This window comes from Pseudomonas monteilii NBRC 103158 = DSM 14164, assembly GCF_000730605.1.
Taxonomy (GTDB): Bacteria; Pseudomonadota; Gammaproteobacteria; order Pseudomonadales; family Pseudomonadaceae; genus Aquipseudomonas; species Aquipseudomonas monteilii.
The window spans coordinates 46,743-65,155 of sequence record NZ_BBIS01000052.1 but is presented as its reverse complement, the minus strand read 5'-3'; the positions used below and the strand labels follow the sequence as shown (position 1 = coordinate 65,155).

Here is an 18,413-nt window from a genome sequence, read left to right as displayed (position 1 = left end):
TTAAGGTGGGTCGGTTGTTTGTAGTTCATATTGGTACTCCACTTAGTTTTTGAATGGCCCACCCCGAAGAGCATTAGCCATGTTACAGGGTTGGATACAGGCGTTAACGCAACGACTAAACAGCGCTAGCACCTTTGAATAGCTTTTCAATTAGCGGCCGTTGACGACAAATGCGCAAACAGCACAAGTAGTATTCGATCTGTAGCGGTTCATCGATAAAGCTGATTGCGCATGTCCCGGGTAACTCGACATATTCCACCGCGGAGACGAAGCCGATTCCAATGTTTTGCATGATCGCGTGGGTTATCGCCTCACGGCTGTTCAACTGCATCACACAATTGAGTGTTACACCGTGCTGCAGGCAGTAGTCTTCGAGCCGCTGTCGGGTCCGTGATTGTGATTCGCGCAATACCAGCCTCTCACCGCTGATCTGTCTGATACTCACCTCGCCCAACCTGGCCCAAGGATGGTCATCACGAACAACCGCTACGATCGGATATCTTCGATACAACTGTGTGTCGAGGCGTGGATCGAAATCAGAATGGGCAAGAATCGCTGCGTCGATATCAAGATTGATCAAACGTTCCAAGGTTGCCCTTTCGGTATTGAACGAAGTCTCCAGTTCGATATCAGGGTGGCGTTGCATGAACGAATAGATAATGTTCATAGCCACCGGTGGTGAAACGGCTCCCAAGCGCAGCGCTTCTTTCTTATGCTGCCCCAAGGTAGTGAAAACCTGCACCGCTAGCTCCTCTTGCTCGAACAGTCCCTGGGTGATTGCGAACAGTTGACGGCCAACCGGGCTAAGCTCGAAGCGGCGCCCGTCGCGGTGGAAAAGCTCCACCGCGAATTTCTCCTCAAGAGCACTGACTTGTTCGCTAACAGTCGGCCGACCGACGCTCAGGTACTCAGCGGCGAGGGCGAAACTGCCCGTCCTCGCCACGGTGTGGAAGGAACGGAACCACTCATTGTATTGATACATAAGAGGCGCCTAGATGAGCGAGTCAGCGTCGTTGTATAAGGTCTAGACTTTAGCGCCGGATGAACAGGGCTACGGTTGCGCTGGAAAGACAGGCCGCAGTCACTACGATAAAGATCAGCGAGGTGTTACCGGTGCTGTCGAGCATTGCGCCAATCAGCGGCTCCGCCAGGCCTGCGAACAGGTAGGAAGAGAAGTTCATAATCCGGTGGCTGTGCCAGCACGTTTGGCACCGACCAGATCAGGACACAGTGCCCAGAAGCTGGAAGCAGGGCCGTAGACGAAGAAGCCGCAAAGGAACAGGGCTACCAGACCAATACCGCTGTGGGCAGGCAGACTCCACATCCACAGGCTGGTTGCAGCGCCGAGGAACATGTAGAGCATGATCGCCAGATAACGCTTGGAGCCAAACAGCTTGTCGGATACCCAACCATTGCTCAGTGCACCGACTGCCATGCCTACCGGCAATGCAACGGTGATCCATTTAGGGGTCGATGAAGCCGTCACCATGTTTCCAGTCAGCGCCCATGAAGTGCACCGGCACCCAGACGATCAAGCCATAGCGGGCGGCGTTCTGGAAGCCAAGGGATACAGCCGCAATAATCAGACGGAAGTTTTTCAGCACAGCTTTGTAACGCTGCGCCGAAGTTTCCACTTCACCGTCGGCAACTTCGTGGTCCTTATCGCCAGCATTGGCCACACCGGTGTCGGCAAGTGGTTCAAAGCCGAGGTCCTGCGGACGTTCACGAGCGACCAGGTAGAACAGGATGCCACCTGCCAGCATCAACAAAACGGGCAGACGGAAGATCCACCGCCACTCGAGCTGGAAGATCTCCAGGACAACGATCGAGGTGATGTAAGACAGTACCGATGCACAGCCGGCGGCGAATACATAGAAGCCATAGACCTTGCCGCGTTCGCCGGCGCTCCACCAGTTCGAGAGCAAGCGGCTACCCGGCGCCCAGCTCAATGCTTGGAAGTAACCGTTGATACCCCATGGCAGGATCAGGCTGGCGAGGCCGCCGGCGAAACTGGTTACCCAGTTGGCGCCACAGGACAGTACCGCGCCCAGACTCATGATGCGCCGGCCGCCGAACTTATCGGCAAGATTGCCATTGATGGCCTGACCGATGGCATACGCCCACAGCATGGCGGCCGATGCCCAGCCCAGCGTTTCTTTGGTAAAACCAAACTCAGCCTGAATGCCGGGGATGGCAAAACCGAAGGTTTGTCGCCCGGTATAGAAGAACAGGTAGCACAACATAGCAGCCAATAGCATGCGCCATTGAGCCACGCGGAAAGATGACGTCGGCACTGCAAGACCGGACAGGGTGTCGGCACGATTCATGATGTTTTCCTTTTTATTCGTTCCCACCAGCCGTTAGCAGGCGGGGGTGGCACTCTTTTTTGGTGCATCAGGAAAGCGCTGCAACAAACGCCGCAGCTAATGGAAATTCGACCCTAGGCAACTTGAGCGCCGATGAAGTTCTTGCCTCGCGCGCCTTGCATGGCAAACGCGATGATTTCTTCCGCCTCCTGGGCCGACACGCCATAGTCGGTAAACTCGGTCTTTACCTGCAAAGCGTGAAGGAACGCTCGCAGTTGCGACTGCGCGGTACTGAGGTCGCTGCCAAATACTTGTTGCAGGGTACGGTCGCGCGCTTCATCCCGGCCCCAGGCCAAGCCCAGGACCAGCGGCAGCGTGAAGGAACAGGCGATGCCATGAGGCAGCCCATAGCGCAGGGTCATTTCGTAGGAAATGGAGTGAGCAAGTGCCGTTTTGGTATTGGAGAAAGCCATGCCAGCCTTAAGCGCAGCCAGCGCCATGCGCGAACGCAACTCCTCGTTGGAGAGATCACGATACAGCTGCGGCAAGCACTCGAGGATGTCGCGAATCGCCGAAATGGCGAAGTTATCCGAGACGGGATTGGCATTGACGTTCCAAATCGACTCCAGAGCATGAGACAACGCGTCCAAACCGGTTGAGACCGTCACGCCAGCCGGCACGGTCAACATCAATTCTGGGTCAATGATGGCAACCTTGGGCCAGGTGCAGTCGAGGTGCAGCGAGTACTTCTTTTGGCTGGCGTTATCCCATATCGTCGCCCACGGGGTTACTTCACTGCCAGTTCCGGCGGTGGTAGGTGCTGCAATCAGTGCTTTACTCCGAGCAGGCACGAAAGGCTTACCTGTTGCCAGCAATCCTAGTAACTCATCAAAGGTGCCGCTTTCGGTGCCTACGATCAGCGCTTTCGCAGTGTCAATGGCACTACCACCACCAACGGCGATCACGGTTTCACAATCGGCAGCCTCACGCCAGAAGCGCTCATAAGTGCCGCGCAACTGAGCCACATCCGGGTTAGGCTGGACATCTTCGATGATGTACACCAGGCGGTCGCCCAGCAGCCCCTGAATGCGTTCCAAGAGTCCCAGGCCACGAGCTTCCGGAAAAATGACCAGCGCGACTTTCTGCTGTTCGGTGAGGGAAACCAGTTCCTTCAGGCTGCCATAGCCGTAGCGCGTATCGACCGGGTTGTGGAAACGAGCAGTCATGACGACTCCTTGGTTTTATTGTTGTTGGAAGGTGTCGTCATACTCAGCGCCACGGCCACATAGCTCAAATCGATTGTTTGAAGGTCTCTATCGGCTCAACCGATTACATGGCGTCTGCGGCCTGGGGGGGGGCCGGCGAAAAAGAGTCATTGAGCGAGATACCGGTTGTAAACCGTCGAGGTCACCTGGGTCTGGCAATAAGTAGAACTTGGTGCCGTCGGTGCACTTGTCATTTCCAGTAAGCTCAGCCGGTCTACCAATGTATCGAGGGTGCCTGACAGCGCCATCACCTGCGCTGCTGACGTAGCGGCGACCAAGGTAACGGACTGCTGGGGAAGGTCAGCAGTGGACGCATGTAAATCAGTGAAACCGATGATTTCATGCGTGCCGAACTGCGAAGCAATGCTGCCCGAAACAAAGCCAAGCCGACTGTCGCGAATGGCGTCCACGCGCAACGTCAGGCTGCCATCAGAGGCCAACCATCTACCCGCCAACGCATTTTCCAGTGTTTCGTGGTGGTCATTGAGCACCAGATCGAATGCTTGCGGCGACACTCGTCTGTACGTCAATTTATCGAGGTAGGTTCCCACCCCTGACACCTCAGGAAAATCGCTTGAGGCCACCAGAGCGTGCGCCAATACCATGACTTCCTGGCCATCCTGATAACTGATCTGGCCGCACAAGCCAGAGCTCCAATGCCAGCTTGGGTCTGCGACTGCCTCATCGATTGAATGCCAGGAAATAGCCAATGCCAATGGCTGCCCTTGCAATGTTGTCGCGGCTTCTGCGGTCTGTATACCGAACACTTCATACGTACCGACAGAGCCAGTCGACGATTGGTACACGCCCCTTAAGCTATTACCTACGCTCACCAAGGTCATGATCGAGCCGTATTCGTTTATCCAGGTGCCTGCTGCTGACATGTAGTTCTCCTTGAATCTGAAGCGTCGCTGCCGCGGGCAGCGACCCGTAGGTTGGCTCACCGCGCCATCAATGCAATCGCTCACCCTCGGTCTCGGGGATCAACAGCGCCAGCAATACGCTCGCCAGCATGAAGCCATTGATCAGGGTGGTGGTCATGTTGAATGAGGTGCCGAAGGCCACTAGCACGCCGATCAGGCTCGGCGCCAGAATGTTCGCCACCCGCTGAGAGAAAACCGCCCAGCTATAGCCCAGCACGCGCAAACGCGTGGGATACAGTTCACCGACCCAGGTGTCCCACACGCCCCAGGCGCCCATGCTGAAAAATGCCAGGGCGAAATTACTCAGATAGAGCGTTTCCAGCGTTTGCGCATTGGCGAAGCCGTACCCCGCCAGAACCGCCGCGCCGATGAACGACACCACGACCTTTTTGCGCCCCAGACGGCTGGTGAGGTACGACGCCATCATGTAGCCGGGGATCATGCAAAGCGCCGAGAAGGCAATGAACCCATAGCTTTGCGGCAAGCTCAAACCGCGCTGCTGCAGCAACGTCGGCAACCACGTTTGCAGCCCCCAGTAACCCCAGGAAAAGGTGAAGTTGACCGCGATCTGCAGCAGGCTGGTTTTGCCCATACCCGCAGAAAACAATTCGCGGTGGGTACCTCGCAAGGTTTTTTCAACCCGCAGTTCGTATCCGCTGGGTAACTGGACCGCCCCTCGGCTGAGCCTGGCGATGACCGCACGCGCCTCGGCCTGGCGACCAACCGATGCCAGCCAGTACGGCGACTCCGGCACCCAATAGGCAACCGCAATGGCCCAGAGGCTACCCAACGAACTGACGGCAATAATGGTTCGCCAGCCCAACGGCATCAGCCAGACCGTCGCGCCCAGTGCCAGCAGCACGCCAACCGGCCAACCCGAGGTTAGATAGACCGTACAGGCGCCGCGCACCTTCACCGGCAATAGCTCTTCGAAATGGGCAAAGGTCACTACCAGCATACCGACGGCTGCGACCCCGCTGAGCAAACGCAACAGATAAAACACCGGGTAATTGGGTGCGAAAGCACTCAGCAGCGAAATGGCGCCATACATCACCATACTCAAGATAATCGAGCGCTTGCGCCCAAGCCGCTCGGAGAGCCTGCCCCATACCAATGAGCCAATAAGCATGCCGACAAAAATGGCACCGATCAGGTTGCCGGTTGCCAGCGCGTCGAGTTGAAAATCCTTGCCGATCAAAAGCGCTGTGTAGACGATGATCATCATCTCCCAGGCTTCGATGGCGAACACAAAGAACAATCCCAGACAGCTTTTCAGGTGCTCCCGCGTCAGCGGGAAGTTCTCGAACACCTGGCCTACGGAAAGCCCCGGTTGCGCGCTGCGGTTATGTGTAGCGGTGGGTTCTGTAGTAATGGCTGAGGAAAGTTGGCTCATGAACGGTCATCCTAAAAAGCGGCAGAGCCGGCAACTGGCCGGGCTCTGCTCACGGTAGTGGATCAGGCCTTGACGCAGTTACCGATGGGCACTGGGCTTTGGAACAAACCGAATGCTTGAATTTCGACTTCTGGCGGCGGCTCACAGCTGCCTACCCGACTCGGCACCCAACCAAATCGGCGCTTCATCCCTGCCAGCGACTCAGCGACCTTGAATGCTGCTACCACCGGGTCAATGACCGGAACGCCAATCTGCGCTTGCACCTGTTCGAAGAAGCCAAACTCAATGGTGCAGCCGAGGATGATGGCTTCGGCACCGTCTTCCTCGACTGCGCGCCGGGCCTGCTCGATGATGCGCCGGCGGGTCAGCGCGTGGTCACGCTGGAACTCGTCGACGCCCATCCCCAATGGGCGCATCGAAGCCAGCCGGTCGCCAGCGCCACATGCGCGAACGCGTGCACTCATCTGCTCGATCCACTTGTTGCGCCCTACGATGATCGAGTAGCGATTGGCCAGATTGGCCGCCACCTGCAGGCTCGCCTGGCAAGGGCCGACGACAACGGTTTGACCTGAGATCTCACGGGCATCATCAAGGACCGGATCATAGAAACAGCCCAACACTAGGGCATCGACGTTGCTCTCGGCACAATCTCTGGCAATCCGCACGCTGCGCTCATAGATCAACGCCTCGTAACTGCGGTACTCCAGGTGTGTAGGGCTGGGGTGCATGTCCAGGGAGATCACCTCGACCTGGGTGGAAGGCTGCTTGATCGAGCGCAGCAGCTGGGCAATGGGTTCATCGAAGGTGGCGTTACCGATGGGGTTCAGCCAACGCACGCAAACTGGAACATCCTGCGGCTCGGCAGAGGTCAAGAATGTGCTCATTTCTTTAATTCCTTCAGAGGCTAGAAGCTCTTGACCAATGCCATGGTCAGCGAGTTGGAGTACGGCAGGTTGTCGGTGTGGTAGTAATCGAAGTTCAGGTTGGCCGAGACAAAAACGCCCTGCTTGGCCCAGCCGGTGTACGTCATGGACGGCCCAACCTTGCCTTCTCGCGACTCTTCAAAATCCGAGGCCGAGCGGTTGTTGATGTTGTAGACGTGGTGTACTCCAAGCCACAGGTCGTCGGTGACCAGATAGCCCGCGGCGATATCGGCCAGCCATAGGCTCACCCCACCGCGCAGGTGTTTAGGGTCGCCCTCACCGAAGTCCGTGGCGTTGCGGTTTTTTTCGGCGTAGTAGATGCCAACGGGTGTGAAGGTCACGCCGAATTTCCCGACCTGCAAATAGTTGGCAATGCTCAAGCTATAGGCGTAACGGTTGTAACCTGCGCCGTAGCCCTCGGTGTCATGGTTGCCGTTAGGAAACTCGACCATCAGGGTCGGACTGGTCCAAAACGTCACATAGTCTGGCGACCCCCACGGTGCAGTAGGTTCGACGATGTTGTAGTAGTACTCGATGCCGATATTGGGTGCGGCAATGTCCCAACCACTCTTGCCACCGCCTGCATCGGTGTCGGTGTAGCCAGGTATGGCGCCTACCCAGAATTCCCATTGGTCCCGTTGCGTGCCGGTCAGCCCGGTTTCGGTGAAGTAAGCCAGCACGGTGTTGGAGGAGACCCGGACATCGCCTTCGGCGGTGCGATTAATCACCGGAAATGACTCAAGCGCCCAGGAACCTGGAACACCTGGCTGGGCGAAGCCGATGAACTGATCGGCCTGCGCCGGGGTAACCTGGCTCAACGTCAGGCCGAGCGGACCCAGCGCGCCTAAGCACGACAATTTGCGAAGTTTCATCACTTATTCTCTTGTTGTTGCTCTTGTAATGGGCGGCCGTGCCCGACCGCCTTCACTCACGACATCGCGGCTTCGATATCGTCCGTGTGTTTGGGCGTTGACGGCCCCAGCACCCTGGCCGCGTGTGCACTGACCGTGACCACGTCCTCGACGCGCATACCGCCGAAACCGCAATAGGCCTTGAAGCGCTCAAAACAGATCAGCCCTGCATGACGCTTTTCTGCCTGCCACTGCTCGATCAGGCCCGGGATAAAGTAGATCCCGGGTTCCACCGTCAGCACCATGCCCACCTGCAAGCGCTTGCCCATGCGCAGGTTGCACAGACCGAAAAGACGGCTGCGCGAAACGGCCTTGTCATAGCCCACGCAGTCTTCGCCCAAGGCTTCCATGTCATGGACATCCAACCCCAGCTGGTGCCCCAGTCCATGGGGAAAGCACAGAGCGTAAGCGCCCGATTCCACCACCTGCGCCGCGTCGCCCTTGAAGAAGCCCAGCTCGGTCATACCCTCGACCATGCGCAGCGCTGCAAGCCGGTGCACCTCTGCAAACGCAATACCCGGGCGCATCGTCGCAATGGCATCTTCCTGGACCCGTACCAGCAGTTCGTACAACTCACGCTGGTGCGGGAGGAACCGCCCGCTCACCGGCAGTGTGCGGGTAACGTCGCTGGCATAGCCCAGCAAGCTGGATGCCCCGGCATCGTTCACCACCAGGTCGCCGGCCTCCAGACGATTGCCGTACTCAAGGTTATGCAGAATCTCGCCATGTCGGGTGAACACGGGTTGATAGGCCTCCTGCAACCCGTGACGTCCTAACACGCCACGCATTGCCGCAACGATTTCACGCTCCAACACCCCAGGTCGGGTCGTCCTCATCGCGGCCAGGTGCATTTCGTTGGCCACCCCCAGGGCTCGATCGATCTGCTCGATTTCACCGGCGTCCTTGATTTCACGCAGGCCAACCACCGCCGCGATCAACGTTGGCGAGGCGTGGGCGGCGACTTCATCGGCTGAGAGCCCCAGCAGCCGGGCCAGCAACACGGTGGTTTCAGCACGATATGGCGGTAGGTAATGAACGTTGCGACCTTGCTTAAGTGCCTTGCCGACAACCGCCTGCAAGTCGGCCGAGGGTTGCAAGGTACTGCAACCCGCCGCCGCACATTGCTGGGCCAGGGAGATTCCAGTGCCTACCCAAATACTGTCATCAAGGCTGACCTCGTCGGCAAAAACACTTTCGCCACCGTCATCAAGGTCGATGAGCCCATTGAGCCCTGGTCTGCTGACACCAAAAAAGTACGCAAAACTGCTGTCCTGGCGAAACGGATAGACGTTATGGGCGAAGTTGATCGGCGCATCGAGGTTGCCGGGGAGCAACACAAGGCCACCGCTCAAGCGCTCGCGCAACGCTTGCCGACGCTGAATGTAGGTGTGTTTCGAAAACATGGTTCAGGTCTCCCGACTCAAGCCTTTTCAAGCCCGCACGCCATAAACGGCACTGGCGGTCTCGGTGCTGAGGTAGCCGTTCTTCAGATCCTCGATAACCGCCTCGCGACTGCGCAACGCCGGATCGCCATAGCCTCCGCCTGCCCCCGTGCGAACACGAACGATGTCACCGGCGCTCAACATCACCCCGCTGGCCATGGCGTGTCGTTCGCTGCGGCCGTCTTTGCGCACCACTTCGATATAGTTGGGCGAACCCTCGGCGCCCCCTTCAAGTCCCCACGGGGCTACAACGGAGCGGGTGTAACCACAGGTGAGGAATGTCCCCTCGGAACGCACCCGGTAATCGATGCGGATGCCCTGGCCGCCTCGGTACTGGCCATGCCCTCCCGGCTCATCGTTCAGGGTCATGCACTCAACGTACAGTCCATAGCGCGCTTCGCAGACTTCGACCGGACAGTTATAGGTTTCGCCGTGCAGGCCCGAATAAACCGCATTGTTACCATCACGCCCCTGCTCTGCCCCCCAGCCGCCAATCTCCGGTTCAACCAAAGTGAACGTGCGCCCCGTGTCGGGGTGCACACCGCCAATGATGGTGGCGCAAACCGAAGCGAAATTACCCGCCGGCAAGCGCTCAGGCATCTGCCGGGCCAGGCAGCGCAGGATCAGATCATGCACGCGGATCAGGTTCTCGAAGTAAAAACCTTCGGCCGCAGGGGCCTGGGCATCGAACAGCGAACCTGGCCGGGTCAACACCTGCAGCGGGCGGAATGTACCGCCGTTGGTCACGCCCTGCGGTGCTGTGACCGCCTTGAAGGCCATCTGTGCCGCAACCACGGTGCCGTCGCGACTCAAGTTGGTAGGGCCAACCGCCTGCGCCGGGTTGTCACGCAGATCGACGGTCATCTGCGTCTCGGTGATGTCCACCACGACCTTAAATACCTGGCCATCATCCTGGACTTCTTCCATGCTGAAGCGGCCACGCGGCGCGTCCAGCAATGCCCTGAGCGAGACCTTCTCACCCAGAGTCATGAAGTCCTCGACCGCGCTTAGGAACAACTGCGTGCCGTACTTTTTACTCAACTCGACAATCCGCGCAGCGCCACCCCGCGCTGCCGCGATGGCCGCCCACAGATCGCCTTCCATAAAGTCGGGCATACGCGTGTTGGCCCGCAGAATCTGCAGGACCGATCGGATCGGTTGGCCTTTGCCAATCAGTTTCACCGAGGCCAGACGCAAGCCCTCCTGGAAAATCTCCGTCGCCTCGGTGGACAACGAGCCAGGCACCATACCGCCGACATCGTTCCAATGGGCGATGTTCGCGGTCCAGGCAATGATCTGACCGTCGGCGAACACCGGCATGGCCAGCACCACATCGTTGAGGTGAGTGACCCCACCGCTGTGCGGATCGTTGGTGATAAAGACATCGCCGTCCTCGATATCACCCGGCTCGGCGTGCTCGTTGAGGATCTGCCGTACCGCCTTGTCGAGCACCCCGACAAAGGCCGGGATGCCCGCGCCGGAACTCGCGATGTTGCCCTGGGCGTCGGTGATGCCGGTGCCCATATCGAGCACTTCGTAGATCACCGGGCTCATGGCCGCCTTGCGCATGGCCGCAAACATCTCATCAGCAATTGCTTGAAGCGAGTTCTGGATGATCTCCAGGGTAAAAATATCAACGCTGCTCATCGCCCTGCTCCCGTTAGTTGCCGATCGTGATGTGGATGTTGCCGAGGTTGTCGACGCGCACGCTGTTGCGTGGATGCACGACAATCGTCGTCCCCGCATCCTCGATCACCGCTGGGCCGTCAAAGGTCATGCCCGGCTCCAGTTTGGCGTTGTCATAGATGCACGCTTCATGACGGCCTTCCAGTGCATAGTCGACCAGGCGCCGACCTTTGAGGGCTGCTGTCAGCGTCGCACCGGTTACCGGCAGTTCGTCCAGATCAAGCTTGCCGATCTGGGCCACTGCGACGATGTGGAAGCCGACGATTTCCAATGGCGCGTCCAGGCGGTAGCTGTAGTGCTGCTCGTGCAACCCGTGGAAGCGCTGGGCAATGTCCTCCCCGTGCAGCGCGATCTGTTCGTTGGCCAGCAATGGCACTTCGACTGAGTGCTCCTGGTTCTGGTAGCGCAACTTGCAGTGAACCGAGAGCTCGACCTGATCCGCCGCAACCGCCTGCTCTGCAAATTGTTCACGGGCACTCAGTAGCAACTGGTCCAGGAAGGCTTGAGCTTCGGCCAGCGCGCCTTCACGGTTGCACTCAAAGAAGCGGTTGACGAACATGTCCCGGCGCAAGTCCGACATGGTCATGCCCCACGCAGAGAACACCGGGGCACCACGCGGGATGATCACCTTCTTCACGCCCAGTTCCTGGCCGAGCGCCACAGCGTGCATGGCACCACCGCCACCAAAGGCGATCAGGGTGAATTCGCGCGGGTCGTAGCCGCGATTGAGGGACACCAGCTTCAGGGCATTGACCATGTTGTCGTTAGCGATACGCACGATGCCGCGGGCGATTTCGACGCTCGACAACCCCAGCTCTTCGCCCAGCACACCCAGCGCGCGCTCCACCGCTGGCATGTCAGCTTGCAGCTCTCCGCCACAGAAGTAGTCCTTGTTGATGCGCCCCAGCACCAGGTTGGCGTCAGTGGTGGTGGCGCGGGTGCCGCCATTGCCATACGCGGCCGGGCCGGGCTGCGCACCCGCCGATTGCGGGCCAACGTGCAACTTGTCGAACTCGTCGACCCAGGCGATCGAACCACCGCCGTTGCCGATTTCGACCAGGTCCACCACCGGCACCATGATCGGATAGCCGGCGCTGACGCGATCACGCTCGATCCAATAGTCGGTTTTGATCGTGACCTGACCCTCGCGAATCAGCGAGCACTTGGCCGTGGTGCCGCCGATGTCCAAGGCGAGCAAGTTAGGCTCATTGATCAATCGACCCAGTTCGGCGGCGGCCCAAAAGCCGCTGGCCGGGCCGGATTCAACCATGGTGATCGGTATTTCACGGGCGTGGGCGACCGTGTCGACGCCACAGTTCGATTGCATGACGTAGAGCGGTGCCTTGTAACCGCCATCCCGCAGGCTGTGCTCAAGTTCGCTGAGGTAGCGTGCGGCGATGGGCTGCACGTAGGCCGACAGGACCGTCGTGCTGGTGCGCTCATACTCCCGCCATTCGCGGGTGATCTGGTGCGACGCCACGACGGAGACTTCAGGCCATAGACGCCGCACTCGCGCCAGCACGGCCAACTCGTGCTCGGGGTTGGCGTAGGCATGCAGCAGGCACACCGCGATTGCCTCGACCCCTTCGCGGCGGAAATCGTCGAGCAGTTGGGCAAGCCCGCTCAGATCCAGCGGTTCGCGTTCCTGCCCATCGCAATGCATGCGTCCGGCAATTTCACGACGCAGGTGACGCGGCACAAAAGGCTCAGGTTTCACCCATTTCAGATTGAAGAAATCCGGGCGGTTGGCGCGGGCGATTTCGAGGATGTCGCGAAAGCCTTGGGTGGTGATCAAGCCGGTGCGCACACCGCGACGCTCGGTCAAGGCATTGATGACGACGGTCGTGCCATGAGCAAGGAAATCCACCTCGTCCAGGCGCACATCCGCCTTGTTCAGCACATTGATAATGCCCTGCTCGAAATTGGGCGGCGTGGTGTCTGATTTTGCCGTGCGGATCGTCTGCCGGCCGCTGACCGGATCTGTCTCGAAATAGACCAGGTCGGTAAAGGTGCCCCCGACATCGGTCGCTACGCGCACGGTCTTGCCGTTCATACCCACAGTGCATCTCCTAGCATGATTGTTTTTATTGGCAACAGGAGCGTCGAACCCCTTGCCGCTTGGACAACGAATCGCTGTTGAAATCGATGCTAAGAACCCCGCAGGCAGGCTTCAATGCTGCCGAAGGGTAGGTATGGGATGGGTAGCGAGGTTGCCTACCCATATGGGTAGGCGGGTCACCTGCGGGCGTCGAGCAGCCCTTCGCGCAGGGCGGCACTGATGGCCGCTGCACGGTTGTCGACCTCAAGTTTGCGGAAAATCTGCTTGAGGTGGAACTTGACGGTATTTTCAGAAATGTCCAATGCCAGCGCGATGGCCTTGTTGGATTGACCGCCAGCCAACAGCGCCAACAACTGCATCTCCTTGGCACTCAGATGAGCCCGCGGACGTACCGGATGGGCCCGCCAACCGCGCAAGCGGGTGATCACCGTCGACATGCCAGCGAAGGCCTCAGGTAAGCCGTCCAGCAATGGCAGGATCGCCGGCCCCACCTCTAGCAACAGCCCCATCAAGCCCTGGCGTACAACCGGCAACAGCGTGTCACTCACCTCTTGGTGGTCCACTTCACCGCGCAGCTTGAAACGAGCGAGCATGGCCATGATGCGCAAGCGCAACACCGGCAACAGCAGGCCTTTTTCCTGCAACGCCTCGATATCACGCTGCAAGCGCGCAAGCGCCGCAGCCGAAGCACCGCTGGCCAACATCAAGCGCGCGAGGGCCAAACCGACGGCCTCACGATTACGCCAATCCAGTGCTTCGGCAGGCTGGCTGTCGAGGCCATGCAGTTGCAGCTCCTGACGGGCCTGGGACACCTGACCCGACTGCACCAGCAAGTCGATCCGCCAGGCGTACACCAGGCGCACCAGTCGATCAAGCAGCCTGTCGTTGGCGATGCGGGCGAGTTTTTCCAGCTCGGCCAGTGCCGGTTGCACACCCAGCGTACGCAGGGCGGTACGCCAGGACACTTCCGCGGTAGCGGCAAACACGTCAAGCCAGCCGTCGGTATGCTCAAGCGAGTCCCAACCTTCGCGGATCCACGGCTGCGCCTCGGCCCACGCACCTTGCCAATACAAGTGTTGAGCCTTGAAGCAGCCAACCACGGCCTTGAGCGAACTTTCACTGCCGAAGTTTTCCTGGGCCATGTCCAGGGCCTCGTCAATCAGTTGCCCCGCGCCGGCCACCTCCCCGCTCAGCGCCAACGCTTGTGCTTCATGAATCAGGCAATAATTCTCACCCAGCGGGCTTACCACCATCTGCATCTGCAACCGCGCTGCGCGAGCTCCGCGCAAGGCTTGGGGTAAATCGCCATGGGCCAGACAACCTATCGTCTCCACGCATTGCAAGGTCGCCAGAGACAGCGCACTGCCGGACCAGCCTGCGCCGTCCAGCCACCCCTGCATATCGACGAACTGATCGAAATAGGTCTGGGCCAACGCATGGATGACGGCGAAATCACGCTCCAGGCGCTCATCACCCGCTACCGCGACCTGGGCCAAACGCAACAGCTCAGTCGACAGTGCCCGGTTGCCCAGCTTGGCGTGGAGATACGCCTGCATCAGCAACAGATCCGGCTCACTGCTGCGCGCCTGCTCATCGAACTGTTGCAGCAGGCTTTGCGCGTAACTGATGCCCTTGCGCAACACCAACTCCCAGCCCCCGGCACGCACCACCAGATTGACTGCCAACACGGTATCTTTGGCCCGTAAGGCATGGGAGACCGCCAACACCCAGTCGGTTTGCACGGCCAGCCACTGCGCTGCGGCCTGATGGATGCGCTGCGCGCGCGCGCCGTCCAGTCGCGGGCGCAGGAAATCGGCCAACAGCATGTGGTAGCGAAACCAGCTGCGACTGGAGTCCAGCGGTACCAGCAAGGCATCGAATGCTGACAGTTGTGCCAACAGCGCGGCACTGTCCTCGCGTCCACGGACAACATCGGCCAACTCAGCGTTAAAACGCTCCAGCAATGACGTGTCCAGCAAAAAGGCGCGACATTCCTCAGGCAGGTTTTCAAAGATTTGCTCGGTCAAATACTCGGCGACGTCGGCCACACGACCGGAGAACGACTGCAAGCCATACAGCGAGCCATGGGCCCCGGCAAGCCAGTGGTGGGCCAGTTGCACCGCCACGGCCCAGCCTTCTGTCTGCTGGTGCAGACTGGCCAGTGCCGGTTCGCCCAAGTCTGCGCCGAAAATGTGCGCCGTTTCAGCCTGTGACAACGTCAGATCGCCCGCACCCAGTTCATAGACCAGGCCTTGCGATTTGAGCCGCGCCAGCGGCCAGGCGGGACGGGTGCGACTGGCGACGACAAGATGCAGCCATTGGCTACCGCGCTCCAGCAGCGTCAACACCACCTCATCGACGGCACTGCTGGCCGCCCGATGATAGTCATCCATCATCAGCGTCACCCGACGCCCGTCGCGCGCCAGCACCTGCAGCAACGCCGCCACCGTGCGCTGCGGCCGCACATCCAGCGCTTGCGCCTGCGCCAATGCCGCCAGACCACCGACATCCAGCCCTGCCGCCTCCAGCGCCCAGATCAGATAAGCGAGAAAACGGTTTGCCTCGGCATCGGCTTCGTCCAACGACAACCAGGCGGTAGGCGCAGCGGTGTGCTGTTGCAACAGACACGCTCGCCATTGCGCCAACAAAGTCGTCTTGCCGAACCCCGGAGCAGAGGCGACAAGTGTCAAGGGTTTGTGTTGGTTGCACTGTAACGCCGCCAGCAAATCCTTACGGGGCACCGCCTCTAGCTGGGCTTGGGGCGGCGCAAGCTTGCCCATCCACATCCAGACACTGTGGAACTCTGAGTCGTTCATGCTACGAAGCCGAGTGGAATATGGCCGTAAAGATGTTGAATGCCTCAAGCAAAGTCAAGCGACACCGACGATCTACCCTGCTGCTGCCAATTGGTGTTTGCGCAGGCTGGGCCCTCAATGATCGGGGGGCAGCAAGTCGTAAAAGGCGGAGGGCATGAACAAGGTACCGACAAGAACTCCACAGCCGCTCTTTCTTTGCTCAACAGTTGTGGCGACCCAAAACGGAACGCCTACCTGATCATCTTTTAAGAATGCTTAAAATCTACTGAAAGATATTTCAAACCTATATCACCTTCTTGAAGACCTAGCGATAGGTCGGCTCTGTCCATTTACACAGGTTGATATAGGAACTCGCATGAACTGTCCCGCATGTAAATCTGCAAAAATCGTCACGCTCGATATCGGTAAGAAAGCCGGTGGCATTCTTGGTTCTATTGGTGGCGCTGCCAGCGGCGCCTCCAGTGCTTTAACCGGTGCAGAAGTTGGCGCTGCAATTGGCGCATTTGGCGGCCCACTTGGCATCACTCTCGGTTCCGTGTCAGGCGCCGTCCTCGGCGGACTGGCCGGCGGCGTAGGCGGCTGCGCGCTCGGAGCGCAGCTCGGCGAGTCGCTAGATCGCCACGTTCTGGCTCACAACCTCTGTCTGCTCTGCGGTCATCGCTTCAACCTGCCGACTTAATCCGGCTCCTCTCTCCTCATCTCACAACGTCCCGACGGTGCTGCGCCTAGCGCAGCGCTTTAAGCCCTTTTGCACCCAAAGGAATCATTCACATGGCACATCTCGTCGAAACCATGGCCTACGCCGGCGCCACTCCATGGCACGGTCTGGGCAATCAACTCACTCAAAAACAACCCATCGAAGTTTGGCAACGTGAAGCGGGCATGGAGTGGCAGATCCTCGAAAGCCCCGTGCATTTCAAATCAGAGGTCACGGGCCACCTGGGCGCGATCCACTCTTTCCCGGAACAGAAAGTGCTCTACCGCTCAGACACCAAGGCACCACTATCAGTGGTATCCCAGCGTTACCACACCGTGCAGCCTCAAGAAGTTTTGGAGTTCTACCGCGACCTCACCGAAGTTTCCGGATACGAGCTGGAAACTGCTGGCGTGCTCAAAGGAGGTCGCAAGCTCTGGGCACTGGCGCGTACAGGACAAGGCGTCGCGCTCAGGGGCAACGACCAGGTAAATGGGTATCTGCTGCTGGCCACGTCCTGCGACGGCACCCTGGCCACCACGGCAACCCCGACTACCGTGCGCGTGGTCTGCAACAACACCCTGACCATAGCCCTGAACGGCACCAGCCGAGCGATTAAGGTGCCGCACAGCACTCGCTTCGATCCCATGATGGTAAAAAAGCAGCTAGGGATCGCCGTCTCGCAGTGGGATGACTTTATGTACCGTATGCGTGCACTAGCCGAACGCAAGGTTCAGTGGCATGAGGCATTGGGTTTCTTCATGTCCGTGCTATGCGATACCAGACCGACCGGCGTGTTGCCGGAGCAACTGCCCAACGAGCGTGCTCTGCGCAAAGTCCAGGAGCTGTACGAGGGGCGTGGCCAAGGCAGCCAGCTCGAATCGGCGCGCGGCACCGCTTGGGGTTTGCTCAATGCTGTGACGGAATACGTCGATCACGAGCGCCGTGCGCGTAGCAATGAGTACCGTATGGATTCGGCCTGGTTCGGCCAGGGGGCGCTGATTAAGCAACGCGCCTTGGATGCCGCGCTTCAGCTCGCCGCTTAACCCTCGCTTACCTCACCCTCGCGCCCGGTCATCCCTCCCGCACTCGGTCGCATCTCCATTGGCAAGGTCGTCGAGAAAAACGGTAAGCGTCTTCCGGAGAAGGATGACCAGTTCACCATCACGTCCCAAGTGCAGGGCCGGGATGGCTGGCTGTTGCACCCGCTCAACGATGAACTGCGTCAGGGCAAGGACGACAAGCTGCGTAGCATCCCGGTACGTCTGCTGTTCAACGAACCGGAATTGAACTTTCGCGCCGACTACACCCTGTTCGACCGGCAGTCGGGACGGCCACTGTGCGTCGGTAATGGCGAAACCTGCAAGCGCGTCACTCAGGACGGTATGCAATCGCTGCCCTGCCCTTCGCCGGATGCCTGCCCGCTGGCCAAGGGTAATGCCTGCAGGCCCTATGGCCGGCTGAACGTGGTCATTGGCGAGGAGGATGCGCTGGGCACCTTCGTGTTCCGCACCACCGGCTTCAACAGCATCCGCACCCTGGCAGCCCGGCTACATTACTTCCAGGCCATTTCCGGCAATCGCTTGGCCTGCCTGCCGCTGGAGCTGCGCCTACGCGGCAAGTCGACGCGCCAGAGCCACGGCACCCCGATCTTCTACGTCGACCTCACGGTACGCAACGGCATGGGCATGGCTGAAGCTCTGCAGCAGGCGGGCGAGCTCGCGGCGCAACGGCAAACCGCCGGCTTCGATCAAGGGGCGCTGGATGAGGCAGCCCGCCGGGGCTTCGGCAATGGCGCCTTTGAGGACAGCGAAGAAGACAGTCACGCCGTGATCGAGGAGTTCTTCACCGCCCCAGAGCCAGCCAGCTCGACCGCCCCCGTTGATTCACAGGCGGCGCCCAAATTCCTCGCAGACAAACTGGAAGCCCTCGCCTCACAGCCCCACTGAATCCCACCTGCCTGCGCTGCCGTCATCGGCCAGGCAGGTTTTCTTG

Annotated in this window: 13 protein-coding genes and 1 pseudogene; 3 read left to right on the top strand and 11 right to left on the bottom strand. The window is 59.5% G+C overall.

All coding sequences use genetic code 11. The features are described 5' to 3' along the window. Nucleotides 1-115: 115 nt before the first annotated feature. The 11 genes and pseudogenes from PM2_RS24505 to PM2_RS24455 all read right to left on the bottom strand — a co-directional run bounded on the left by PM2_RS24505 (nt 116) and on the right by PM2_RS24455 (nt 15,724). Nucleotides 116-982, bottom strand: a complete 867-nt coding sequence (locus PM2_RS24505) for a LysR substrate-binding domain-containing protein (protein WP_028699820.1) — start codon at nt 980-982, stop codon at nt 116-118. 49 nt (nt 983-1,031) lie between these two features. After that, nucleotides 1,032-2,327: pseudogene (locus PM2_RS24500) on the bottom strand (MFS transporter). Between the two features lie 113 nt (nt 2,328-2,440). After that, on the bottom strand, nt 2,441-3,532 hold the full coding sequence (gene psrA / locus PM2_RS24495; RefSeq protein WP_028699819.1) for an iron-containing alcohol dehydrogenase PsrA: 1,092 nt from the start codon (nt 3,530-3,532) through the stop codon (nt 2,441-2,443). A gap of 146 nt (nt 3,533-3,678) precedes the next feature. Further along, complete coding sequence (locus tag PM2_RS24490; RefSeq protein ID WP_028699818.1) at nt 3,679-4,455, bottom strand: avidin/streptavidin family protein; 777 nt, start codon at nt 4,453-4,455, stop codon at nt 3,679-3,681. A gap of 67 nt (nt 4,456-4,522) precedes the next feature. Beyond that, complete coding sequence (locus PM2_RS24485; RefSeq protein ID WP_233425964.1) at nt 4,523-5,803, bottom strand: MFS transporter; 1,281 nt, start codon at nt 5,801-5,803, stop codon at nt 4,523-4,525. 146 nt (nt 5,804-5,949) lie between these two features. Further along, nucleotides 5,950-6,771 (bottom strand): aspartate/glutamate racemase family protein, encoded by an 822-nt coding sequence (locus tag PM2_RS24480; protein WP_033740861.1) that lies wholly within the window; start codon nt 6,769-6,771, stop codon nt 5,950-5,952. 20 nt (nt 6,772-6,791) lie between these two features. Further along, the gene (locus PM2_RS24475) at nt 6,792-7,682 is read right to left on the bottom strand and encodes a hypothetical protein (RefSeq protein ID WP_033740859.1); all 891 of its coding nucleotides are present in this window, start codon (nt 7,680-7,682) and stop codon (nt 6,792-6,794) included. Nucleotides 7,683-7,738: 56 nt separating this feature from the next. Beyond that, nucleotides 7,739-9,124: an aminopeptidase P family protein gene (locus PM2_RS24470; protein WP_028699814.1), complete on the bottom strand. Its 1,386-nt coding sequence runs from the start codon at nt 9,122-9,124 to the stop codon at nt 7,739-7,741. A 27-nt stretch (nt 9,125-9,151) separates the two neighbouring features. Then, nucleotides 9,152-10,810: a hydantoinase B/oxoprolinase family protein gene (locus tag PM2_RS24465; RefSeq protein WP_028699813.1), complete on the bottom strand. Its 1,659-nt coding sequence runs from the start codon at nt 10,808-10,810 to the stop codon at nt 9,152-9,154. Between the two features lie 13 nt (nt 10,811-10,823). Then, complete coding sequence (locus PM2_RS24460; RefSeq protein WP_028699812.1) at nt 10,824-12,902, bottom strand: hydantoinase/oxoprolinase family protein; 2,079 nt, start codon at nt 12,900-12,902, stop codon at nt 10,824-10,826. A 182-nt stretch (nt 12,903-13,084) separates the two neighbouring features. Continuing rightward, nucleotides 13,085-15,724: a winged helix-turn-helix domain-containing protein gene (locus PM2_RS24455; RefSeq protein WP_028699811.1), complete on the bottom strand. Its 2,640-nt coding sequence runs from the start codon at nt 15,722-15,724 to the stop codon at nt 13,085-13,087. Nucleotides 15,725-16,079: 355 nt separating this feature from the next. On the opposite strand from PM2_RS24455, the gene PM2_RS30315 reads away from it, so the two are divergent. The 3 genes from PM2_RS30315 (at nt 16,080) to PM2_RS24445 (ending at nt 18,367) form a co-directional block, all read left to right on the top strand. Continuing rightward, nucleotides 16,080-16,403 (top strand): hypothetical protein, encoded by a 324-nt coding sequence (locus PM2_RS30315; protein WP_071557913.1) that lies wholly within the window; start codon nt 16,080-16,082, stop codon nt 16,401-16,403. 92 nt (nt 16,404-16,495) lie between these two features. Next, nucleotides 16,496-17,464: a DUF932 domain-containing protein gene (locus tag PM2_RS24450; protein ID WP_028699810.1), complete on the top strand. Its 969-nt coding sequence runs from the start codon at nt 16,496-16,498 to the stop codon at nt 17,462-17,464. 30 nt (nt 17,465-17,494) lie between these two features. Further along, nucleotides 17,495-18,367 (top strand): recombination directionality factor, encoded by an 873-nt coding sequence (locus PM2_RS24445; protein ID WP_028699809.1) that lies wholly within the window; start codon nt 17,495-17,497, stop codon nt 18,365-18,367. Nucleotides 18,368-18,413: the final 46 nt, after the last annotated feature.